The organism is Nocardia shimofusensis NBRC 100134 (genome assembly GCF_001613125.1).
Lineage (GTDB): Bacteria > Actinomycetota > Actinomycetes > Mycobacteriales > Mycobacteriaceae > Nocardia > Nocardia shimofusensis.
This window is the reverse complement of the sequence record NZ_BDBT01000008.1, coordinates 35026-57087: the sequence shown is the minus strand read 5'-3', so window position 1 is coordinate 57087 and position 22062 is coordinate 35026. Positions and strand designations below refer to the sequence as shown.

Below are 22062 nucleotides of genomic sequence, written 5' to 3'. Positions count from 1 at the left end.
TTGCTTTCCGCGTGTACCGGGCTGTTCCACCGGGCCGAAACAGCGATCGGCGGGCTGGCTAGGCTGAGGGTTGTGAGCGCCCATATCCGTCCCGACCTCGCCTCGATCCCCGCCTACACCCCCGGGCGCAGCAACCCGGGCGCGGTGAAGCTGGCGAGCAACGAGACGACGCTGCCGCCGCTGCCCGCGGCGGCGAAGGCGATCGTGGCGGCGGCGGAACTCTCGCACCGCTACCCGGACAACCAGTCCAGCGAACTGCGCGCGGCGCTGGCGGAGTTCCTCGGCGTCGATGTGGCGAACGTGGCGATCGGCTGCGGCAGCGTGGCGCTGTGCCAGGAACTGGTGCAGATCACCTGCTCGTCGCCGCAGGACGAGGTGCTGTTCGCGTGGCGCTCGTTCGAGGCGTATCCGATCGTCACACAGGTGGGCAATGCGACGGCCGTACAGGTTCCGCTGACCGGCGCCCACGGGCACGATCCCGCCTACATCCACGATCTGGACGCGATGGCGGCGGCGGTGACCGAGCGGACGCGGCTGATCTTCGTCTGCAACCCGAACAACCCGACCGGCACCGCTGTCGGCCGCGCCGAGCTCGAGCGGTTCCTCGACGCCGTGCCGGCCGGGGTGCTGGTGGTGCTGGACGAGGCCTACTACGAGTACATGCGGCTCACCCCGCAGAGTCACCCCGACGGCGTCGAGATCGGTCGTCATCGCCCGAATGTGGTCGTGCTGCGCACCTTCTCGAAGGCCTACGGGCTGGCCGGGCTGCGCGTCGGCTACGCGGTGGGCGCTCCGGAGGTGATCACCGCGCTGCTGAAGGTGCACATCCCGTTCAGTGTGAACCGCGTGGCGCAGGCGGCGGCGATCGCCTCGCTGGAGGCGCGGCACGAGTTGCTCGAGCGCACCGACGGGGTGATCGCCGAGCGCGAGCGGATGCGGACGGCGCTGCTGGCGGCCGGGTATCAGGTGCCGCCGAGCGAGACCAATTTCGTCTGGCTGCCGCTCGGCGCGCGCAGTCCGGAGTTCGGTGAGGCGGCCGCGGCCGCCGGTGTGCTGGTGCGGCCCTACGCAACCGACGGCGTGCGGGTCACCATCGGCGATCCGCACGAGAACGAGCTGTTCATCGGCTTCGCGACCGAGGCGGGCGTGGTCGCGCGCTTCACCTGAGCGGAACCCGGGTCGAGAGGTCGTCGAGAACCGGGGTCGCTCGGCGGCGAGCACAGGCGAATGCGTCGTCGGCGCCCTGTCGTGCTCTCGATGAGGCGCTGCCACGAGAGGCATCGACAGGGCCGACGGAGTGCGGATCAGCGCCAGGCGGGAAGGCCCGGCAACGGGCCTGCGAGCTCGTTTCCGGAGGAACGGCCGATCAGCCAGGCGAGGAGCTGGGCGGACGGTCCGGTGACGGTGTGTTCCGGCTCGCCCTCGCCGAGGGTCGCCCGGAAGTCGCTGTCGGTGGATTCCAGAGCGAATGCCGGTGCGCCCGAGGGCAGTCCGGTGGCGATGTCGACGGCGACGCGGGGGAGTTCGTCGGCGACGAAGACCGACGGCCAGTCGGCGGGGGTGTAGGACGCGGCCAGGTCGACGTGGTGGATCTCGACTTCGAGCAGGCGCATCCGGGCGATCGCCGAGGCGTGGGTGGGCTTGCCCTGACGGGTGCGCACGGTCGCGGACCAGCTTTCCGCGGGGGCTGTGGTGGCGAGCGCGGAGAAGCGGTCGACTGCCGCGCGCAGATCGAGCAGTAGCTGTTCGGCGGGGCGCGGCGCACCTGCCTCGATGTCGGCATCGCGCAGGTACGCGCTGGGGTACTGGGCGATCTCGACGCCGGTGCGGGCCCAGATCAGCAGGTTGACCAGGCTGTCGGCATTGCGCGCCAGGTGAGCGACCACGTGGCCCCTGGTCCAGCCGGGCAGCAGGGACGGGGCGCGCAGGTCGTCGTCGGTGAGCTTGCGCACGGTCTCGAGTACGCGGGTGGTGCCTGTCGAAACCTGGTCTAGCAGGGCGTGCGGGGTGAGGTCCGGTGCGTCGCTGGTCACCTCTGTGAGCCTATCGGGCAAGCGGATTCAGGCGGTCACGACGGCGTCGGCCTCGATCTCCACGAGCAGGGCCGGGGTGATCAGAGCGCGCACCTCGTACATCGAGGCGGCCGGGCGGATCGTGCCGAACACCTCGGCGTGCGCGGCGGCGACCTCGGCGTAGCGGGAGATGTCGGTGACGAAGATCCGGGTGCGGATCACGTCGGACAGGCTCGCGCCCGCTTGTTCCAGCGCGAGGGCTATGCGGCGCAGCGCTTCCCGTGCCTGCGCGCCCATGTCCTCGCCTCCGACGGCGGTGCCGCCCGGGGCAGCGGCGGTGGTGCCGCTCACGGCGATCACATTCCCGATCCGCACGGCTCGCGAATAGCCGACCAGGGCTTCGAATTCCGATTCCGACGAAATATTGGTGCGCGTCATGCCGGACAGCTTCCGTGGCGCCGTCCCGAATGCCAAGCCATTTCTCGAGGCGTCATTTTTCGATGCGTCGTTTCCCGAGGCCGCGAGAACATGTGATTCCGAGAACATCGGCACGGTGCGCACAGCCTCCTGTCAGGTTCATCGGCCAGGCTGGTCGGTGAACCTATCGAGGAGGACTTTCGATGTTCGAATTTCTGTCGGCCCTGACGGGCTTCGTCGTCATCGCGGCTGTGGCCGCGTCCGGTTACCTGGCGCAGAGCGCGCCGCGGGCGTTGGTGCGGGTGCGTTCGCGGCGCTGAGAACCTCCAGCGCGGACTGCACCCTGTCGGCGGCCGTGGCGGCGTCCTCGTGTTCCCAGATGCGTACCACCTGCCAGCCCGCCGCGCGCAGGGTTTCGTCGGTCGCGCGATCGCGGGCCACATTGCCCGCCAGCTTCTCGGCCCACCACTGCGCGTTGTTCTTCGGATCGGTGGCGTGCTGCGGGCAGCGATGCCAGAAGCAGCCGTCCACGTAGACGGCGACCTTGCGGCGCGGGAAGACCACGTCGGCGCGGCGGCGTTGCCCGCGGATCGGGGCGCGGTCGACGAAGTAGCGCAGACCGCGCCGGTGCAGTTCGCGGCGCAGCGCCAGTTCCGGCTCGGTCCCGGCGCGCCGCTGGCGCGACATGCGCGCGCTGGTCGCGGCGTCGGTGAGCGGGCGCGGGCCGGTCATGCCGCCCAGCCGCCCATCCGGTCGAGATGCCCGGACACGTCGTCGAGGAAGCCTTCGGGGAAACGCAGGCTGCCCATGCTCGCCCGGCGCAGGAAACCGGCGGTCGCGCGGGCCGAGAGCAGCCGCGAATCGGTGAGGAAGTTCTTCAGATCCTCGTACGGTTCCTGCACCGGCCACGTCGACACGGGCACCCGATAGGCCCGGCCCCCGTGCCCCCATGCCGCGATCGGCCACGGTTTACCCGGGCTCAGCGGCTCGTCGTGCGGGATGGGATCGCTCGGGCAGGCCAGCCGCTGCCCGACCCAGTCGGCCATCCGCACGCTGACCGCATTGCCGACCAGCTTCCAGCGGTGTCCCGGCCGGATGCCGGGGGCGTTCAGCGCGGGCGCGGTCCAGTCGGGGTCGAAACCCTGCAGCCGTTCGCCGTCCACGATGCCCGGCGTGACGATCTCTCCGGCGGGCAGTCGCACGGCGGGCGGGCTGGCGATGCCCAGCGCCGACCCGCCCTTCAAGGTGGGCACGGCATTGACCGCCCAGCCCAGCCCGCGCACTCCTTCGGTCCAGTAGAAGCCGCACGGATCGCTTTCCGGGTCGCCGACGATCGCCTCGCCGGCGTCTTCGCCGAACAACACCGGGCGGGGGTCCTCGGTGCGGGAAGCCAGCATCAGCACCCGCCTGCGCCGCTGCGGCAGGCCGAACGCGCGCGCGTCCACCACGCGGTAGGCCCAGGTGTAGCCCAGGTCGTCGAGGGCGGTGGTGATGTGGCGCATGGCCGCGCCGCGCCCGAGTTGCAGCATGAACGGCACGTTCTCGATCAACAGCCAGCGCGGGCCGCGCTTGCGGCGCACCAGCCGGAACACCTCGTCGACCAGGCCCGACCGCTGACCGGTGATGCCCGCGGTTCGACCGGCCTGGGACAGGTCCTGGCAGGGGAAGCCCGCGGCGACCAGCTCGGTGCCCGCCGGGATGGCGCGCAGGGCGGTGACGTCGGTGTGCAGTTCGGTGCCGGGGAAGTGGGCGGCGAGCACGGCCAGCGCGCCGGGTTCGATCTCACACAGCAGCTCGGAGGTCCAGCCGTGCGCCGACAGGCCGAGTTCGAGCCCGCCGATCCCGGCGAACAACCCCACCATTCGCCCGCCCGTCACCGGTCACCCTTTCTGCGCTCCCACGACGGGCGCCGACACGTTCGCACCCGGTGCTGCACGACAACGTTACTCGAGTCACGGGCCGACCACGGTAGCGGTTCGCGTCATGTGAGGCGTGGCCCCCGGCCGATCGTCGCTTACGGTAGATGAGTGACCAACTCAGCCTCTGGCCCCGACAGCGAACCGGTGGCACCCCGGTGGCCGGCGATTCTCACCTGGCGTTCGCACGACGCGAGACGGATCGAGTCGGTACGCGTGACGCTGAACGGCAACCGCATCCGCGCCGCGGGCCGGATGATCGGTGGCGAATGCGCCGACCATCCGGCGTTCAGCGCCTCCTACGATCTGGTCACCGACGAGAACGGCCGGACCAAGCGGCTGTCGCTGCGTTCCACGACCGCCTCGGGCGAGCGCCAGGCCTCCATCGCGCGTGACGAGGAGAACTACTGGCTCGTCGATGCCGGCGGCACGCATGTGCGCTCGACCTTCGGTGGCGCGCTCGATGTGGACGTGGTGCTCAGCCCGTTCTTCAACACCCTGCCGATCCGCCGCTACGGCCTGCAGCACGCGGTCGACGAGGTGGTGGTCCCGGTCGTGTACGTGCGGTTGCCCGATCTGCTGGTGCAGGAGGCCGCGCTGACCTACAGCAGCGGCGCCGACGGGATCGGCGTGCTGTCACCGGTATCGAGCGCCACGGTCACCGTCGACCCGGACGGGTTCCTGCTCGACTATCCAGGGCTGGCCGAACGCATCTGAGGGCCGCGACTCCGGCGGCGGACCGCGCCGGGGGCGCGGTCAGTCCAGCGCGGTGATCACCCCGCCGCGCGCACCGGCGTCACGCAGCCGGGCGAGCCAATCGTGGTCGCCCGGTCGCACATCGGTGATCTCCCAGCGCGCGGCCGTGCGGTAGGCGGTGTGCCCGTCGTGCCCGGCGGCGACCAGATCGGTCAGCGATCCGTCGGCGCGCAGACTGTCGCGGGCCGCGCCGAGCGCCGTGAGCGTCTCCTCCAGCACCTCGAGCAGCGCGCCGGCGTTCGGCTCGCAGATCGCCCGCACCAGATCCGGCGCGGTCCCCGCGACCCGAGTGCCGTCCCGGAACGAGCCCGCCGCCAGTCCGAGCGCGAGCGGACCTCCTGCCGCGCCTGCGGCCGCCAGCGCCTCGGCCAGCACATGCGGCAGATGCGAGATCCGCGCGACCGCCCGATCGTGATCGGCGGCGACGACCGGAACCACCACCGATCCGCACGCCAGCGCCAATCGCACCACCCGCGTCCACGCGACGGCCTCGGTGCCCTCGTCGACCCCGACCGCCCACACCGCGTCACGGAACAGCTCGGGATCGGTCGCCGCCCAGCCCGATTCCGCGGTGCCCGCCATCGGATGCCCGCCGACATAGCGCCCGGCCAGGCCGTGCTTCGAGACGGCATGGGCGACCGGGGTTTTCACACTGACCACATCGGTCAGCAGGCACCCCGGGGCATAGGTGGCGACCATGGACAGCATGTGGTCGACCGCGGGCATCGGCACCGCGAGTACGACCAGGGCGTCGTTCTCGGCGACCCGGCGCAGCACTGCGGGCAGATCGGCGACGACGTCGAAACCGTCGGCGCGAGCGGCGCGCGCGCCCGCCTCCGACCGGTTGTAGGCGAAAGCCTCATATCCGGCCCCGTGGGCGGCGCGCAGGACAGAACCGCCGATCAAACCCGTCCCGAGCACACACACCGGTGCTTTGTCGTCGCCAGTCATCCGAACAGATTGGCATACGAGTTCAACATTTGACCTCGAGCCGACTACCGTTGCGCGCATGGCAGCACAGCGCTCGGGCACGAACAGCGCGACGTCGGAAGATTACGACGACGTCGAGGGGTTCGCAGTGGCCGTGGTTCGCGAGGAAGGCAAGTGGCGGTGTAGTCCGCTGAGCAGTGCGGCGCTGACCGATCTGTCGATCGCGGAGACCGAACTGAAGGCTTTGCGCAGCTCCGGCGCGGTGTTCGGGTTGCTGGACGTCGACGACGAGTTCTTCGTGGTGCTGCGTCCCGGACCCAGCGGCACCCGGCTGCTGGTCTCCGACGCCACCGCCGCGATCGACTACGACATCGCCGCCGATGTGCTCGAGGCCCTCAACATCGAGGTCCCCGACATCGACCCGGACGAGCTCGACGACATCGAGCCGTGGGAAGAGGGCGACCTCGGCGTGCTCGCCGACCTCGGCCTGCCCGAGCCGGTCCTGTCGGTCATCCTCGCCGAGACCGATCTCTACCCCGACGAACAACTCGGCATGATCGCCCAGCGCCTCGGCTTCGCCGACGAACTGTCCGCGGTGCTGGACAAACTGCCGAGGTGACGGTGGCGCTGTGAGCGCACCGGGTGCCGATCCCCTGGGCGCCAACCCGTTGGCCGCCGACACGGCGATGATGCGCGTCGCCATCGAGGCCGCCGGGGCCGCCGACCCGCGCGACGTGCCGGTCGGCGCGGTCGTGTTCGATGCCGACGGCCGTGAGCTGGCCCGCGCCGCCAATGCCAGGGAGGCTCTCGGCGACCCCACCGCGCACGCCGAGGTGCTGGCCCTGCGCCGCGCCGCCGAAGTGCACGGCGACGGCTGGCGGCTGGAGAACGCCACCCTCGCCGTGACCCTGGAACCGTGCACCATGTGCGCGGGCGCGCTGGTTCTGGCCCGCGTGGGCCGCTTGGTCTTCGGCGCCTGGGAGCCCAAGACCGGCGCGGTCGGCTCGCTGTGGGACGTGGTCCGCGACCGCCGCCTCAACCACCGCCCCGAGGTCCGCGGCGGCGTCCTGGAACCGGAATGCGCCGCGCTGCTCGACGCCTTCTTCCGTGCCCAGCGCTGACAATGCTCTGACCAGCCGATTTAGTGATCCGGCCACGGTAGCTGTATTGTTTTCGGCGGTGGCGTGTCCGAGCGGCCTAAGGAGCACGCCTCGAAAGCGTGTGAGGGGTAACCCCCCTCCGAGGGTTCAAATCCCTCCGCCACCGCCAAAGCCTCTCACCTGAATCGCCAGGTGAGGGGCTTTTTTCTGTGCAGACAGTGCGGTCGCGGAGAACGCGGGTATCCAGGTCCGATGACTGCCTCTGACGCCCTCACACTCGACCCGTCGCTGGCCGAGTTGTACAAGGATCTGCACCGTCATCCCGAACTCGGCTTCCAGGAACATCGGACCGCAGCGCTGGTGGCGGAGCGACTGCGGGACCACGGGTTCGAGGTCACCGCTGGAATCGGAAGAACCGGGGTGGTCGGCGTGCTGACCAATGGCGCCGGCCCGACCGCGCTGCTGCGAGCGGACATGGACGCGCTGCCGGTCCGTGAGGACACCGGGCTGGAGTACGCCAGCACGGTCACCGCCGCCGACGGCACCGGGAAAGAGGTGCCGGTCGCCCACGCGTGCGGCCACGATCTGCACACGACGTGCCTGCTCGGCGCGGCGGGGATCCTCGCCGCCGACCGGTCGGCCTGGTCGGGGACTCTGCTGCTGGTGTTCCAGCCCGCCGAGGAGTTGGGCGCGGGCGCCCAGGCGATGGTGGACGACGGCCTCTTCGACCGGTTCCCGAGGCCCGATGTGGTGCTCGGCCAGCACGTCGCGCCGTTGCCTGCGGGCAAGGTCGCCGGACACCCCGGTCCGTCGTATGCGGGCTCGGATTCGTTGCGCGTGCGGCTGGTGGGCCGGGGCGCGCACGGATCGATGCCGGAGGCCTCGGTCGATCCGATCGTGCTGGCGGCCGCGACGGTGTTGCGCCTGCAGACCGTCATCTCCCGGGAGATCCCGGCCACCGCGACCGCCGTGCTCACCGTCGGTTCCATCCATGCCGGGGAGGCGGCCAACGTGATCCCCGGATCTGCCGAGATCCAGCTCAACATCCGTAGCTACGACACGGCTGTGCGCCGTCGGATACTCGATGCCGTCGAACGCATCGTGCGCGGCGAGGCGGCCGCTGCGGGCGCGCCTGCGCAGCCGGCCATCACCGAGATCGAGCGTTTTCCCGTCGTCACCAACGACGGCCAGGCCCTGCACAAGAGCCTCGACGCCATCGCGTCATGGCTCGGCGAGGACAACATCCTCGACCCCGGCGCGGGCGCGGGGAGCGAGGACGTCGGCATTCTCGCCACGAGTTCCGGTGCACCGCTGTCCTATTGGTTGCTCGGCGGGGCGGACCCGTCGCTGTTCACCACCGGCGACACGAGCGACCCGGCCCTGCTCGACATCCCCTCGAATCACTCGCCGCATTACGCGCCGGTCATCGACCCCACGCTGCCGATCGGCGTGCGCACGTTGGTGACCGCGGCGCGCGCCTGGTTGCCATGACCACCTCGCTCCGGACGCCTCGGGCGCCTCGACCTGCCCGCCGGTGCGTCATCGCTGTCGACAGCGCCGGTGTGCGCGTCAGTGGTGGTGGCCGTGCCGACCGAGGGTCTGCACGGGGGTCGCGCCGGGGCGGGTCCACTGCGGCACGGGGCGGCTGGTCGGGCCCCAGGTGGCGTTCCCCTCCGCGTCCGAGCGCCAGTACCAGCATGCGTTGTTCCCTTCGGGCCACCCCTCGGGGTTGTCCTCCCACGCCTCGCCGCGGCCGTAGGGCGTCCTGTCGAGTAGGGCGAAGGTGCCGTTGAACGGCTCGATGCCGCGGCCCGTCGTGGAGTAGGTGAGGAACGTGCGGTCGCCGTCGCGCAGGAAGCAGGTGAGGAAACCCATGTTGCCGCCGACCGGCTCGTCCACGCCGCGCACCGAGTACCACGGCTGGGTGTAGCCCATGAAGTCGATATAGGAGGCCACCTCATCCCATCGGCCGGTGGTCAGGATGGCGAGCGAGACGCCGCGGGCGTTGAGGTAGACGGCGTCCTTCAGATGCCAGGCCATGGTGGTGCAGCCCTCGCACTGGCCCTGATGCGGCGCGCCGTCGTGCCACATGTGCTTGTAGACCACGAGTTCGTCGCGGCCCTCGAACAGGTCCAGGAACGGGACCGGGCCCTCGGGTCCGACGACCTCGACCGTCCCGTCGAATTCCACCATCGGCAGCCGTCGGCGGGCCGCGGAGAGAGCGTCGCCCGCGCGGGTGTGGGCCTTCTCGCGGACCAGAAGCTCGTCCCGGGCGGTCTGCCAGGTGTCCGGATCGACGATGGGCGGGCGGCCGGGCAGCGCGGTCGTCGGGTCCTTCGGTGTGATCGTCATGGTGTCCTCCGTGGTCTCTGGTGCGGCAGCGTCCTACGACGGTCACCAGTACAGACTCGCGACGCGGTCGAAACTCATCGGTCCAGGGGTGTCCTCGGCCGGGGACTGCACGGACGCGTCGGGCCGGTGAGTACCCGGACGCACACTCAGGGGGTGGGGTTGCCGGCTTCGGTGGCGAGTCGGCCGCGCAGGACGGAGACACCCGGTCCGTCGAGATCAGCGACATAGGCGGATCGACCGGCCATCGCCATCGTGAGTGCGAGCGTCGTTCCGGTGACCAGGGGGCCCGCACCGGCGGTGAAGGGCCCATCGGTCGCCTCGAGGCGCAGCCCCCGGACGGCGGTGCGGCTGTTCACGGCGAAATCCTTGCTCGCGTAGAAGCGGGCGACTTCGGTCACGGTCGATACCGAAGGAAGGTAGGTCAGACCGAGTGGGCGGCGAATGTCCTGGGCATGGACGACGACCTCGCCGAGCCACGCACCCGTGTGCCCGCTCGGGGCGGTCGTGCTGGGGATGATGGCGCGGAAGTTCTCCAGGCTCTCGGCGGGACTCGCGCCCGAGTGTTCGGCCAGACGGCGTCGGTTGTGCAGGTCGGCGTCGAAGCGAGCGCCGATCATGCTGGCCAGCCAGCGCCACCGCCCGAGGCTCGCGGCCGCGGTCAAGTGCGCGACCACCTCCTCGACGATCCACTCGCCACACAGCGATCGCCGCGCCCACCCGCTGTCGTCCAGGCCGGCCAGATCATCGGCGAGAGCGGCTCGTTCGGCGTGGACCATCGCCCACATGGTGTTGCGATCTCGTGGCACAGGGACCTCCGGTTCGGATGCCGCCGGGCATCGGACGAACGGGTGTAACTCCTCGCGCCGGCGGCGTGCGGTTCACCGGTTCAGACGGCTTCGGCGCGCCGCATTCATCGGTTCCGTGTGTTAGCCGCTCATCCACCAAGTAGCAATATGTACACCGCGTAGCACTTTCGGTAGCATGAGGCTATGAAGACGATCCAGCAACGCGACCTTCGCAACGACAGCGGCAAGGTCCTCGCCGCGGTCGAGGCCGGTGAGAGCTTCACCATCACCCGCAACGGCAAGCCTGTCGCCGAGCTCAAGCCGCTCACACGGCGAACCTTCGTACCCATCGCCGAACTCGCCCGCACAAGCGCCCACCTGCCGCGTATCGACTACGACGAGTGGCGCGCCGACCTGGATGCGATGCTCGACCAGGAACTTCCTGGTGATGAGTGAACCCGCCGCTCCCAGGCATGTATTGCTCGACACGTCGATCCTGATCGACTACCTCGAAGTGCGGGCAGCGATGCCTGACGAGGCGGAAGCTGCCATCAGCGCGATAAGCCTCGCCGAACTCGCCGCCGGACTGCATGCCACCAAAGACCCGGTCAAACAAGCTCAGCGCCAGCTCCAATTCCAATGGGTCTCCAGATCATTCAGTCCACTGGTATTCGATGCCGAGACGGCCGACATATATGGATCGTTGGCCTTTCTCCTCGAACAGATCGGGCGCAAACCACGGGGCCGAGTGGCAGACCTCCAGATAGCGGCTACCGCCGTCCAGCACAGCCTGCCGTTGTACACCCGCAATCCGGACGATTTCAAGGGGCTCGCACCGCTGTTGAATATCGTCGCGGTTTAGCACGAGCGCCCGCGCAATCCTGTTGTCGGAACCGCAGTCGTGGCGGCGCATTCGACGTCGGCCACAGCCATGATCCGGTCCAGAGTCACCACGTCCACATGTGCCGAGGACGGCAGCAGGCCGACATCGGCACCGGAAGACTGGACCTGTTCGGCCGGCCCGAGCACCGATGCGCTGTCTGGACGGCGTTGCGGTCTCGTGTCACATGCCGCCCGGCTTTCAGAGCCAGCCGGTGACCGCCATCAGCCCCAGACTCGACAGCGCCAGCGTCACTCCCAGCAGACCGCCGAGCAGCAACGGGCGGGGCCCGGCGCTGCGGAGGCGGGCGACGCTCAACGAGGCGCCGATGGCGGCGAGTACCGCGGCGATCAGCCAGCCGCTCAGCGCGGTCAGCGGTCCGGTCGCGGACTCCGGGACCAGCCCAACCCCGGCCGCGAGCGAGGCGAGCAGGAACAGCACGACGAACATCGGGAAGGCTCCGCGCAGCGAACCGCCCTCGGCGCCGAGCCTGCGGCGGCCCAGGTGCAGTCCGACGCACAGGGGCACGATGGCCAGGCTGCGCACCAGTTTCACGACGACGGCGAATTGGGCGGCCACGGCGCCGAAGGCCACACCGGCGGCGAGCACGGACGAGGTGTCGTTGATGGCGGTGCCCGCCCACAACCCGAACGCCTGATCCGACATGCCGAGCAGCCGGCCCATCGGCGGAAAGAGCAGTACGGCGACGATGTTGAACACGAAGATGGTGCCCAGGGCATAGGCGACGCGCTGCTGATGTGGGCGCAGCACGGCCGTGGCGGCGGCGATCGCCGAGGCGCCGCAGATGGTGGTGCCGACGGCGACGAGGGTGGCCGACTCGGGGTCGACCGCCAGCAGACGGCCCACCACCAGTGCCGCGAGGCCGCCGATGACGAGCGTGCCGATCAGCACGAACGCGGTGTCCCGTCCGACGGTGAGCACCGCCCCCATCGGCAGGCACAGGCCCATCAGCACGATGGCCGCGGCGAGCAGGCGCCTGCGAACAAGATCCAGGCCGGCTTCGAAGCGAATGGAGCCGGTGCGGCGCAGTGCCGTTCCGGCCAGCGCACCCAGGCTGAGCGCGAGGACAGGCACCCCGACGGTGGGTACGACTCGGCCCAGCGGGGTCGCCAGGCCGGCGATCAGGGCGGCCAGCGCCACGCCGGGCGCGAGAGCAGACAAGCGATTCACTCGCTCAGCGTCGGACCCGCGGGAGGTCGCCGGTAGCCACCGATCCGGGAGGTGCTCATCAGTCCGACTTATGTGTGGCGTGAGGTTACGCCGCCCCTTTCGTGCGGACGCCGCACGGGTCCGCAACCACTCCGATAGTGGTGGGACTCGGGAAAGTCGCAGCATTCGCGCTGCTCACAGGGCTGCGGCGCGGTGCGGAACTGGCGTAACCGATCGGTAATTGCGCGAAACGTTCGCCGTAATCATTTCTTTTCAGGCTGAGCCGCATGAAACCCAGTCCTGCCTCGGCGGCCCGCCCCCGGCCGCCTGATCCGGGAACCGGGCGGCGCAGCGCCCCGGCCCGGCGCATCCGCGACATTCTGCGCGACCGTATCCGTAGCGGCGTCTACGGAGATCGCCCGTTGCCCGCCGAAGCCCAGCTCGCCGCGGACTTCGGCACCAGCCGCAATATCGTGCGTGACGCGTTCACCCTGCTGCGCGACGAAGGGCTGATCGACCGGGTTCCCGGCGCGGGCACCTTCGTGGTCGCCGACAAGGCGGTGCAAGGACTCGACCGATTGCGCGGGCTGGCCGAGACTTTCGAGACCCGATCCGAACGCGTCACCAACCAGGTGCTGCTCGCCGAGGTCGTGCCCGCGACACCGGTGGTGGCCGAACGGCTCGAGCTCACCCCCGGCACTCCGGTCGTCGCGTTGGAGCGGGTGCGTTTCCTCGACGGCACGCCGCTGTCTCTGGACGCCAGCTACCTCACCGCCGATGTCGGCGAGCCCCTGCTCGGCAAGGATCTGGCCGGCTGCGACGTCTTCGGGCTGCTCGAAGCCGAACTCGGCCTGCCGCTCGGGTCGGCCGCCGTGGCCATCGAAGCGGTGGCCGCCGACCCGACCGTCGCCGGACTGCTGCAGGTGCGCACGGGCTCGCCCCTGCTGTTCGTCGAGCGGCTCACCTATACCGACTCGGGGCGGCCCGTGGATCTCGAGTACATCCGCTATCGCGGCGACCGGTTCTCGCTGTCCGGCCGCCTGGACCGGGTTCCGGTGACGCCACGGCGTGTTCCCGGCGTCCCCCACGCTCCGCACGACCCCCGCGATCCCTACGAAAGAGGTTGATCCCCATGCAGATTCCATCTGTCACGCAGCGCCGCGAAATGGTCTGCGATGTGCTCGTCGTCGGCGGCGGCACCGCGGGCACCATGGCCGCGCTCACCGCGGCACGGCACGGCGCGAACGTGCTGCTGCTGGAGAAGGCCCACGTCCGGCACTCCGGCGCGCTGGCCATGGGCATGGACGGGGTGAACAACGCCGTGGTTCCCGGCAAGGCCAGCCCGGAGGACTACGTCGCCGACATCACCGTCGCCAACGACGGCATCGTCGACCAGCGCACCGTCTATCAGACCGCGACCCGCGGATTCGAGATGGTGCAACGGCTCGAGAGCTACGGCGTGAAGTTCGAGAAGGACGAACACGGCGAGTACGCGGTGCGCAAAGTCCACCGCTCCGGCAGCTATGTGCTGCCGATGCCCGAGGGCCGCGATGTGAAGAAGGTCCTCTACCGCACGCTGCGCGCCCGCGACGTGCGCGCCAAGGTCACCATCAGCAACCGGGTGATGCCGGTGCGGGTGCTGACGGTGGACGGTCGTGCCGTCGGAGCGGTCGGATTCGACACCCGCACGGGCGAATTCGTCACCATCTCGGCGGGCGCGGTGATCCTGGCGGCGGGTGCCTGCGGGCGGCTCGGACTGCCGTCCTCGGGCTATCTCTACGGCACCTATGAGAACCCGACCAACGCCGGCGACGGCTACGCGATGGCCTATCACGCCGGGGCGGAGCTGTCGGGCATCGAATGCTTCCAGATCAATCCGCTGATCAAGGACTACAACGGTCCCGCGTGCGCCTATGTGGCCAATCCGTTCGGCGGCTACCAGGTCAACGCCGAGGGCAACCGCTTCGTCGACTGCGACTACTGGTCGGGCCAGATGATGGCCGAGGTCAAGAGCGAACTCGACAGCGCCCGCGGCCCGATCTACCTCAAGCTGAGCCACCTGCCCGATGCCACGATCAGCCAGATCGAAGGCATCCTGCACACCACCGAACGGCCCACCCGCGGCACCTTCCACGCCGGTCGCGGCACCGACTACCGCACCCGCGACATCGAGATGCACATCTCCGAGATCGGGCTGTGCAGTGGGCATTCCGCTTCCGGCGTCTGGGTCGACGAGCACGCGCGCACCACCGTGCCCGGCCTGTACGCGGCCGGTGACATGGCGCTGGTTCCGCACAACTACATGATCGGCGCGTTCGTCTACGGCGACATCGCGGGCGAGGACGCGAGCGAATTCGCCCGCGGCGCCACTCATCCCGAACTGCCGGAGGACCAGATCGCGGCCGCGCACGAGCTGATCTACCGTCCGCTGCGCCATCCGGACGGCCCGCCGCAGCCGCAGGTCGAGTACAAGCTGCGCCGCTTCGTCAACGATTACCTGCAACCGCCCAAAGCCCAGAGCTACCTCACCCTCGGTGTGGAGGCATTCGAGCGGATGCGCCCGGAGATCGAGGCCATGGGCGCGAGCACGCCGCACGAGCTGATGCGGTGCGCGGAGGTGAGCTTCATCCGCGATTGCGCGGAGATGGCCGCGCGCGCCTCGCTCCGGCGCACCGAAAGCCGCTGGGGCCTCTACCACCAGCGCGCCGACTGGCCCGCCCGCGACGACGCCGACTGGTTCTGCCATCTGAACCTGTACCGGGGCTCCTCGGGGGCGATGGAATTCCGCACCAGGCCGGTCGCGCCCTACATCGTGCCCGTGCCGGGGTTCGTTCGCCCCGACGGTGTCGCCGACGCCGCCGCCCCGGAACTCGTCGGCGCGTGGAGTGGGCGATGAGCGCCCGGCTGCTGGTCCTGATGGACCTCGCCGAGGAATGCCCCGACCTCGACGACCTGCGCCCTTTCCTCACCGACTCCGATCCCGAGGTACGCCGCACGGCGCTGTCGGTGCTCAGCGAGACCACCGAGGAATGGGCCGAGGCCACGCCGTTGTTCGCGGCCGCGCTGGGCGACCCGGACGTCGATGTCCGGCACGCCGCGATCGGCCTGCTCACCGAACTGCTCGAGGTACTGGTGCCCGGCGCCGAGTTCGCCGCCGCGTTGCGCGCCAATGCCACCGCCGCGGAACCGGCCGTGCGATCGGCGGCGATCGAGGCGCTGTGGCGGCACCGACTGGTCACGGCCGGTGAGCTGGCCGTCTGGTTCGCCGACCCGAACCCGGTCGTGCGCCGGACCGTGGTCGGCGGCTTCACCTCGGTGGACGCCCTCACCGAACTCGCCGCCGCTGCCGCCGATCCCGACCCCGAGGTGCGTATCGCGGTCGCCAGAGGCATTGCCGCCGTGGGTGATCCGCGCGGCGCGGTGAGCCTGCTCGACCTGACCGCCGACCCCGAACCGCTGGTGCGCGCGGCCGCCCTGACCGGTCTGGCGGGCACCGGATGCGATGCCACCGCCGCGAGCGTGGCCGAGGGCGCACTGGCCGATCCGGCCTGGCAGGTGCGGCAGGGGGCGGCGCTGGCGCTGGCCGCCGCCGATCCCGACCTGGCCGCCGCGCCGCTGATCGCGGCGGTCACCGACCCCAATCTCGACGTCCGCAAGGCCGCCGTGCGCGCCTTGGCCGAACGGATCGCCGAACGCCGTGACATCACCGCGGCGCTGCACACCGCACTCGAGGACCCGGACGCCGACGTTCGCGCCTTCGCCCGCATCGGCATCGCCAACTCCGGAAAGGAACTCTGATGGCCCTGGTCAACTCCCGCGTCGACGTCCCCGTGACGGTCGACGAAGCCAAATGCATCGACGGCTGCACCTTGTGCGTCGACATGTGCCCGCTCGATTCGCTCGCCATCCACCCCGAGACGGGCAAGGCCTACATGCACGTCGACGAATGCTGGTACTGCGGGCCGTGCGCCGCGCGGTGCCCGGTCGGCGCCGTCACCGTGAACATCCCGCTGCTGCTGCGCTGAGAGAACCGAGACCGACATGACCATATTCACCCTCGCCCGAGTACGGGCCTGTGCTCTCACCGCGGGCGTCTGCGCTGTCGCCGGCCTGCTGACCGGCTGTGGCGCGGGCGACGACGGCAAGATCGTCACCGTCGATATCGGCTATCAGTCCAAGACCATCAACACCGTCACCGCGGGCACCCTGTTGCGCGACATGGGCACCTTCGAAGCCGAACTCGCCGAACTGGGCAAGGCCGAGGGCGTCACCTACCGCGTCGAATGGAAGGACTTCGCCGCGGGACCGCCGCTCACCGCGCAGATGCTCGCCGGGCAGGTCGACATCGGCTCGATGGGCGACGCCCCGATCCTGGTCAACGGCTCCAAGACCCGCGAGCACGCCGATGTGCGATCCGCGCTGATCGCCGTCACCGGCTACAACATGCGCGGCTCGCTCAATCAGGTGGTGGTGCCGCTGGATTCCCCGGCCGCCACCCTGAGCGACCTGCGCGGCGAAGTCATCTCCACCAGCATCGGCTCGGCCGCGCACGGCATGGTGTCCACCGGCCTGGCAACGATGGGAATGACCCTCGACGACGTGAAATTGCTCGGCCAGGACCCGGCTGTCGGTGCGTCGGCGCTGGAGGGCGATCAGGCGGCCGCTCTCGCCCAATTCGTTCCGTGGCCGCAGAAGCTCGTCTACGACGGCAAGGCCAGGCTGCTCTACGACGGTGGCAGCGCGGGCATCCCGACCTTCCATGCCGTGGTCGCCGGTCAGCGATTCGCCACCGAACATCCGGAGGTGGTGCGGGCGTTCCTGACCGCTCAGCGCAAGACCACCGACTATCTCAACAGCAATCCGCTTCAGGCGGCGCAGCGGGTCGCCGAGCTCACCGGCCTGCCCGCCGAGGTGGTCTATCTCTACAACGGCCCCGCCGGCCTGGTGAACTTCGATCCGACGATCAAGCCGCAGCTGGTCGACGCGCTGGCCGAGCTGCTGCCGTTCCTGCAGAGCCTGGGCGCGCTGTCGGACCTGGACCTCGGCGAGTTCGTCGACGACCAGTACCTTCGCGCGGTATACGGCGGTGACTACGACGCCGCCCGGGATTCGGTCGCCGCCCCCGCACCGCTGCGCGGCGTCGACCCGGTGTGCGGAGGTGTCGTCGACGGGCTGGCGACCGCCTCGGAGGTCTGGTTCGCCGATGCCGCGGGCACGTCGGTCGCCGAGACCCCGACCTGCCTGCTGCGGCAGATCGCCGGTCATGCCGGGGCGGTGCGCGCCGCCTACGTCCCCGACCACGGCACCGGGATCCGGCTGTTCGCCGCCACCGCGACCTGGGTCAGCGATCCGGCCGCCGACCCGGACCAGCGGCTGTTGCCGTTCGCCATCCGCGCCGACGCCCAGCGATATGTCCAGGCACATCCCGGCGCCGAGGTCATCGACTACCGAGCCGCGCTGACAGCGCGCTGACAGCGCGCTGACCGCACGGCAGGAAACAGGAGTCCCCCATGTCCACATCCACCGACATCCTCACCGCGCCTGTCCCGGCGCCGGCCGAGGTCATCGTGCCGCCGCGAGCGGCCAGAAGAGCCGAACGCACGCGTGCGGGCGCGCGCCGGGCCCGAGTCGCCGCGCTGACGGCGCTGCCGCTGCTGGCACTGCTGTTCGCCTGGTATCTGCTGACCGAGAACCAGGTGGTGTTCTGGCTGCGGTTCGACAAGATTCCCACGCCCGCCGAAGTATTCGACGCCTTCGGAACCCAGCTGGGCGCGGCGAGCTACTACCGTGACATCGTCGCCAGCACCCGGCGGATCCTCGTCGGCTTCGGGCTGGCGACCGTGTCCGGCGTGCTGGTCGGCATGGCGATCGGGCGCTCGGCGACGGTGAGCGCGCTGCTGCGGCCGGTGCTCGAGGTGTTCCGGCCCATCCCGGCCATCGCGCTGGTACCGCTGGCGATTCTGCTGTTCCCGACCGGCGAGCAGGGCATCGTGTTCATCACCTTCTTCGCCGCGTTCTTTCCCGTCGCGGTCTCCACCATCCACGCCATGCACGCGCTGCCCCGAGTGTGGGAGGAAGCCGCGCACACCCTCGGCGCCCGCCGCCGCGAGATCCTGTTCCAGATCGCGCTTCCCGGTGCGCTGCCGGGCATCTTCTCCGGGCTCTCGGTGGCGATGGGAGTGGCCTGGATCTGTGTGATCAGCGCGGAGATGATCTCCGGGCAGTTCGGCATCGGGTACTTCACCTGGCAGTCCTATGGCCTGCTCGACTATCCGAGCGTGATCGTCGGGATGCTCACCATCGGTGCGCTGGGCTGGTGCACGGCCTGGCTGGTGGAAATGGCAGGTCGCCGGGTCAACCGGTGGCTGCCGAGGGCCGGGCGATGAGCGCCGGCGCCGCGGTGCGGCTGGAGGGTCTGCGCATCGCCTACGGGAACAGCCTCGCCGCCGAAGTCGATCTCGATGTCGCCGCGGGACAGATCGTGGTGCTGCTCGGTCCCTCCGGCTGCGGCAAGTCCACGGTGCTGCGTGCGCTGGCCGGGTTGCTGACGCCGGTAGCGGGAACGGTCCGCGTCGATGGAGCCGACACCGTGGCCCAGCAGTGCGCCATGGTGTTCCAGGAGGACGCGTTGCTGCCGTGGCGCAGCGCGCGCCGCAATGTCGAGTTCGCCCTGAAACTGCGCGGCGTGTCTCGTCGGGACCGTCGTGCCGAAGCGCTCGAACTGCTGGACCTGGTGGGGCTCGGCGGTTTCGGCGACCACCTGCCCGGGGCGTTGTCCGGTGGCATGCGCCAGCGGGTGCAGCTCGCCCGCACTCTCGCCGCGCATCCGCGGGTGCTGCTGATGGATGAGCCTTTCGGTGCGCTCGACGCCCAGACCAGGGCCGATATGCAGCGACTGCTGGTGTCGGTGTGGCAGCAGCGGCGCACCACGGTGCTCTTCGTGACCCACGACGTGGACGAGGCGCTGCTGCTGGCCGACCGGATCGTGCTGCTCACCGCCCGCCCCGCCCGCATTCAGCGGGTGATCGACATCGAGGACCCGCGCGCGCCGGGCGCGCGTTTCGAGCCCGAATTCGCCCGGCTCCGTTATGAAATCCTCGCCGCGCTCGGCGAATCGGTAGAGAAGGAGACCGCGTCATGACCTTCGTCATCGGAGAATCCTGCGTGGACGTGATGGACCGCGCGTGCGTCGAGGAATGCCCGGTCGACTGCATCTATACCGGCGACCGGATGGCTTATATCCATCCGACCGAATGCGTGGACTGCGGCGCCTGCGAACCGGTCTGCCCGGTCGAGGCGATCTACCTCGCCGAGGACATCCCGGCCGGCCAGGAGGGCTTCGTGACCGCCAACACCGCGTTCTTCACCGAAGTCCTGCCCGGCCGGGCGGCGCCGCTCGGGTCGCCGGGCAGCGCGGCCGGAGTCGGCGACCTCGGGGTCGACATCGCGTTCGTCGCGACGTACGAGAAATGAGTGTGGGGACATGAGCTTTCGAGATATCGGCTCCGCCGAGCGCCCGCTCCGCATCGCGATCGTGGGCGCCGGACCCGCCGGGATCTACGCCGCCGACGCGTTGATGAAGTCCGAAGCCGAGGTCAGCATCGACCTCTACGAACGCATGCCCGCGCCGTTCGGCCTGATCCGCTACGGCGTCGCACCCGACCACCCCCGCATCAAGGGCATCATCACCGCCCTGCACAAAGTGCTCGACAAAGACCAGGTCCGGCTCCTGGGCAACATCGACTACGGCACCGACATCACCCTCTCCGACCTGCGCCGCTTCTACGACGCGGTGATCTTCTCCACCGGCGCCAACGCCGACCGCGCCCTGAACATCCCCGGCATCGAGCTCGACGGTTCCTACGGCGCCGCCGACTTCGTCTCCTGGTACGACGGCCACCCCGACGTCCCCCGCACCTGGCCCCTGCACGCGCAGAAAGTCGCCGTCCTCGGCGTCGGCAACGTCGCCCTCGACGTCGCCCGCGTACTCGCCAAAACCGGCGACGAACTACTGCCCACCGAGATCCCGCCCAACGTCTACGAAGGGCTCAAAGCCAACAAAGCCCTCGAAGTCCACGTATTCGGCCGACGCGGCCCCGCCCAGGCGAAATTCACGCCCTTGGAACTGCGTGAACTCGACCATTCCCCCACCATCGAAGTCATCGTCGACCCCGAGGACATCGACTACGACGAAGGCTCCGAAGCCGCCCGCCGCCACTCCAAACAGGTCGACATGGTCGCCAACACCCTCGAACAGTGGGCCATCCGCGACCAAGGCACCCGCCCCCACAAACTGTTCCTGCACTTCTTCGAGTCCCCCGCCGAAATCGTCGGCGACGACAACGGCAAAGTCGTCGGTTTACGCACCGAACGCACCCAACTCGACGGCACCGGCAACGTCAAAGGCACCGGCGTATTCAAAGACTGGGACATCCAAGCCGTCTACCGCGCCGTCGGCTACCTCTCGCAGGCCGCGCCCGACCTCCCGTTCGACGAACGTACGGGCACGATTCCGAACGAGGGGGGCCGCGTGCTCGCGGAATCGGCGGGTGTGGGCCGGTTCCTGCCCGGTGTCTACGTGACCGGTTGGATCAAGCGCGGCCCGGTCGGCCTGATCGGCCACACCAAGGGCGACGCCAACGAGACGGTGGCCTGCCTGGTCGCCGACCGGCCGCACCTGGCGCCACCCGCCGAACCCGATCCCGCCGCCGTCGTCGATTTCCTCACCGCCCGTGGGATCGCCTTCACCACCTGGGACGGTTGGTACCGCCTGGACGCGCACGAGCGTTCGCTGGGCGAGCCGGAAGGCCGCGAGCGGGTCAAGGTCGTCGAGCGCGCGGACATGCTGCGCGCGAGTCTGGTCGGCGGGGGTGTGCGATGACCGCCGCGCGCGTGTACTGCGTGGTCTCGGGCAAAGGCGGCGTCGGAAAGTCCAGTGTCACGGTGAATCTCGCGGTCACCCTGGCTCGGCGCGGGCTTCGGGTCGGCGTGCTCGACGCCGATGTGCACGGGCATTCCGTGCCCGCGCTGCTCGGGATCACCACCGCCCCCGCGCTCGTCGACGCGAAGATGGTGCCGCCCGACGCTTTCGGCGTCGCGGTGATGTCGGCGGGCATGTTCGCCGAGGACAATGCCCCGCTCGCCTGGCGCGGCCCGCTGCTGCACGGGGCGCTGCGTCAGCTGGTCGCCGACGTGGCCTGGGGGGAGCCGGACGTGCTGCTGATCGATATGCCGCCGGGCACCGGCGATATCGCGCTGTCGCTGGCTCAGCTGCTCCCCGAGGCGGAGCTGCTGGTGGTGACGACGCCGCAGCGGGCGGCGGCGCGGATCGCCGAGCGTGCGGGCGCGATGGCCGCCCGGACCGGGCAGCGGGTGGCGGGCATCGTGGAGAACATGGCTTGGTACGAGGCGCCCGACGGCGGCAGACAGGAGCTCTTCGGCGCGGGCGGGGCCGCGGTGGTGAGCCGCGCGCTCACCGACCTGCTCGGCGCTGCCTGCCCGATACTGGGGCGGATTCCCTTCGATCCGGCGGTGGGCGCGGCAGGCGACGAGGGCATACCGATGGTGATCGCCGACCCGAGCTCGCCCGTGGCGTCGGCCTTCGACGCGCTGGCCGGCGCGCTGCGGGCGGACCGTCGTGGGCTGTCGGGGATGGCGTTACCGGTATCGGTGGCAGGCCCGGCGAGTGCGGGCGCCGGGTGCGGCCGGGCGTCGTCGTGCTCGCTGTCCACGGCCGGATAATCG

The 22062-nt window shown here is 70.1% G+C and carries 23 protein-coding genes, 1 tRNA gene and 1 pseudogene; 17 read left to right on the top strand and 8 right to left on the bottom strand.

What is annotated here, in order from left to right; genetic code table 11:
• Positions 1–72 precede the first annotated feature (72 nt).
• Positions 73–1167 (top strand): histidinol-phosphate transaminase, encoded by a 1095-nt coding sequence (hisC, locus tag NS3_RS11025; RefSeq protein ID WP_067857754.1) that lies wholly within the window; start codon positions 73–75, stop codon positions 1165–1167.
• A gap of 137 nt (positions 1168–1304) precedes the next feature.
• On the opposite strand, the gene NS3_RS11020 is transcribed toward hisC, so the two are convergent.
• The 4 genes from NS3_RS11020 to NS3_RS11005 all read right to left on the bottom strand — a co-directional run bounded on the left by NS3_RS11020 (position 1305) and on the right by NS3_RS11005 (position 4291).
• A complete protein-coding gene (locus tag NS3_RS11020; RefSeq protein ID WP_067857751.1) occupies positions 1305–2033 on the bottom strand; it encodes a maleylpyruvate isomerase family mycothiol-dependent enzyme in 729 nt (242 codons plus the stop codon).
• Between the two features lie 27 nt (positions 2034–2060).
• Positions 2061–2450 carry a Rid family hydrolase gene (locus NS3_RS11015; RefSeq protein ID WP_067858175.1) on the bottom strand — a complete coding sequence of 130 codons (390 nt, stop codon included), beginning with the start codon at positions 2448–2450 and terminating at the stop codon, positions 2061–2063.
• Between the two features lie 219 nt (positions 2451–2669).
• Complete coding sequence (locus NS3_RS11010; protein ID WP_067857748.1) at positions 2670–3161, bottom strand: very short patch repair endonuclease; 492 nt, start codon at positions 3159–3161, stop codon at positions 2670–2672.
• Positions 3158–4291: a DNA cytosine methyltransferase gene (locus tag NS3_RS11005; RefSeq protein WP_174550461.1), complete on the bottom strand. Its 1134-nt coding sequence runs from the start codon at positions 4289–4291 to the stop codon at positions 3158–3160. Before NS3_RS11005 ends, NS3_RS11010 begins: the two co-directional genes overlap by 4 nt.
• 165 nt (positions 4292–4456) lie before the next feature.
• On the opposite strand from NS3_RS11005, the gene NS3_RS11000 reads away from it, so the two are divergent.
• Entirely contained in the window at positions 4457–5062 is a 606-nt protein-coding gene (locus NS3_RS11000) for a putative glycolipid-binding domain-containing protein (RefSeq protein WP_245649559.1), read from the top strand.
• Positions 5063–5101: 39 nt separating this feature from the next.
• On the opposite strand, the gene NS3_RS10995 is transcribed toward NS3_RS11000, so the two are convergent.
• Positions 5102–6052: a prephenate dehydrogenase gene (locus NS3_RS10995; RefSeq protein ID WP_067857742.1), complete on the bottom strand. Its 951-nt coding sequence runs from the start codon at positions 6050–6052 to the stop codon at positions 5102–5104.
• A gap of 58 nt (positions 6053–6110) precedes the next feature.
• Here NS3_RS10995 and NS3_RS10990 point away from each other — a divergent pair, with 58 nt between their 5' ends.
• The 4 genes from NS3_RS10990 (at position 6111) to NS3_RS10975 (ending at position 8622) form a co-directional block, all read left to right on the top strand.
• On the top strand, positions 6111–6650 hold the full coding sequence (locus NS3_RS10990) for a tRNA adenosine deaminase-associated protein (RefSeq protein ID WP_040793938.1): 540 nt from the start codon (positions 6111–6113) through the stop codon (positions 6648–6650).
• Between the two features lie 67 nt (positions 6651–6717).
• Positions 6718–7152 (top strand): nucleoside deaminase, encoded by a 435-nt coding sequence (locus NS3_RS10985; RefSeq protein WP_067858169.1) that lies wholly within the window; start codon positions 6718–6720, stop codon positions 7150–7152.
• A 57-nt stretch (positions 7153–7209) separates the two neighbouring features.
• A tRNA-Ser gene (locus NS3_RS10980) sits at positions 7210–7300 on the top strand.
• A gap of 83 nt (positions 7301–7383) precedes the next feature.
• On the top strand, positions 7384–8622 hold the full coding sequence (locus NS3_RS10975) for an amidohydrolase (protein WP_067857739.1): 1239 nt from the start codon (positions 7384–7386) through the stop codon (positions 8620–8622).
• 78 nt (positions 8623–8700) lie between these two features.
• Here NS3_RS10975 and NS3_RS10970 read toward each other — a convergent pair whose 3' ends face one another.
• Together NS3_RS10970 and NS3_RS10965 are read right to left on the bottom strand one after the other, a co-directional pair.
• Positions 8701–9483 (bottom strand): DUF899 domain-containing protein, encoded by a 783-nt coding sequence (locus NS3_RS10970; protein ID WP_067857736.1) that lies wholly within the window; start codon positions 9481–9483, stop codon positions 8701–8703.
• A gap of 146 nt (positions 9484–9629) precedes the next feature.
• The gene (locus tag NS3_RS10965; RefSeq protein ID WP_245649558.1) at positions 9630–10289 is read right to left on the bottom strand and encodes a maleylpyruvate isomerase family mycothiol-dependent enzyme; all 660 of its coding nucleotides are present in this window, start codon (positions 10287–10289) and stop codon (positions 9630–9632) included.
• 183 nt (positions 10290–10472) lie between these two features.
• On the opposite strand from NS3_RS10965, the gene NS3_RS10960 reads away from it, so the two are divergent.
• Both NS3_RS10960 and NS3_RS10955 read left to right on the top strand, forming a co-directional pair.
• Complete coding sequence (locus NS3_RS10960; RefSeq protein ID WP_067857730.1) at positions 10473–10724, top strand: type II toxin-antitoxin system Phd/YefM family antitoxin; 252 nt, start codon at positions 10473–10475, stop codon at positions 10722–10724.
• The gene (locus tag NS3_RS10955; protein ID WP_067857728.1) at positions 10717–11130 is read left to right on the top strand and encodes a type II toxin-antitoxin system VapC family toxin; all 414 of its coding nucleotides are present in this window, start codon (positions 10717–10719) and stop codon (positions 11128–11130) included. The genes NS3_RS10960 and NS3_RS10955 overlap by 8 nt, the downstream gene beginning before the upstream one ends.
• A gap of 219 nt (positions 11131–11349) precedes the next feature.
• Here the strand turns inward: NS3_RS10955 and NS3_RS10950 are convergent, their stop codons facing one another.
• A complete protein-coding gene (locus NS3_RS10950; RefSeq protein WP_067857725.1) occupies positions 11350–12339 on the bottom strand; it encodes a YeiH family protein in 990 nt (329 codons plus the stop codon).
• Positions 12340–12605: 266 nt separating this feature from the next.
• Between NS3_RS10950 and NS3_RS10945 the strand changes: the two genes are divergently transcribed.
• The 9 genes and pseudogenes from NS3_RS10945 to NS3_RS10905 all read left to right on the top strand — a co-directional run bounded on the left by NS3_RS10945 (position 12606) and on the right by NS3_RS10905 (position 22059).
• Positions 12606–13445: a GntR family transcriptional regulator gene (locus tag NS3_RS10945; RefSeq protein WP_084495351.1), complete on the top strand. Its 840-nt coding sequence runs from the start codon at positions 12606–12608 to the stop codon at positions 13443–13445.
• 5 nt (positions 13446–13450) lie between these two features.
• A pseudogene (locus tag NS3_RS10940) lies at positions 13451–16116 on the top strand (fumarate reductase/succinate dehydrogenase flavoprotein subunit).
• Complete coding sequence (locus NS3_RS10935; protein ID WP_067857722.1) at positions 16116–16343, top strand: 4Fe-4S dicluster domain-containing protein; 228 nt, start codon at positions 16116–16118, stop codon at positions 16341–16343. Before NS3_RS10940 ends, NS3_RS10935 begins: the two are co-directional and overlap by 1 nt.
• A gap of 16 nt (positions 16344–16359) precedes the next feature.
• Positions 16360–17790 (top strand): ABC transporter substrate-binding protein, encoded by a 1431-nt coding sequence (locus tag NS3_RS10930; RefSeq protein WP_067857719.1) that lies wholly within the window; start codon positions 16360–16362, stop codon positions 17788–17790.
• A 38-nt stretch (positions 17791–17828) separates the two neighbouring features.
• The gene (locus NS3_RS10925; protein WP_067857717.1) at positions 17829–18704 is read left to right on the top strand and encodes an ABC transporter permease; all 876 of its coding nucleotides are present in this window, start codon (positions 17829–17831) and stop codon (positions 18702–18704) included.
• The gene (locus tag NS3_RS10920; RefSeq protein WP_067858166.1) at positions 18701–19459 is read left to right on the top strand and encodes an ABC transporter ATP-binding protein; all 759 of its coding nucleotides are present in this window, start codon (positions 18701–18703) and stop codon (positions 19457–19459) included. Before NS3_RS10925 ends, NS3_RS10920 begins: the two co-directional genes overlap by 4 nt.
• A complete protein-coding gene (gene fdxA / locus NS3_RS10915) occupies positions 19456–19791 on the top strand; it encodes a ferredoxin (protein ID WP_067857715.1) in 336 nt (111 codons plus the stop codon). The genes NS3_RS10920 and fdxA overlap by 4 nt, the downstream gene beginning before the upstream one ends.
• Positions 19792–19801: 10 nt before the next feature.
• Positions 19802–21199, top strand: coding sequence for an FAD-dependent oxidoreductase (locus tag NS3_RS10910; protein ID WP_067857713.1), 1398 nt, complete (start codon positions 19802–19804; stop codon positions 21197–21199).
• Complete coding sequence (locus tag NS3_RS10905; protein ID WP_067857710.1) at positions 21196–22059, top strand: Mrp/NBP35 family ATP-binding protein; 864 nt, start codon at positions 21196–21198, stop codon at positions 22057–22059. Before NS3_RS10910 ends, NS3_RS10905 begins: the two co-directional genes overlap by 4 nt.
• Positions 22060–22062 lie beyond the last annotated feature (3 nt).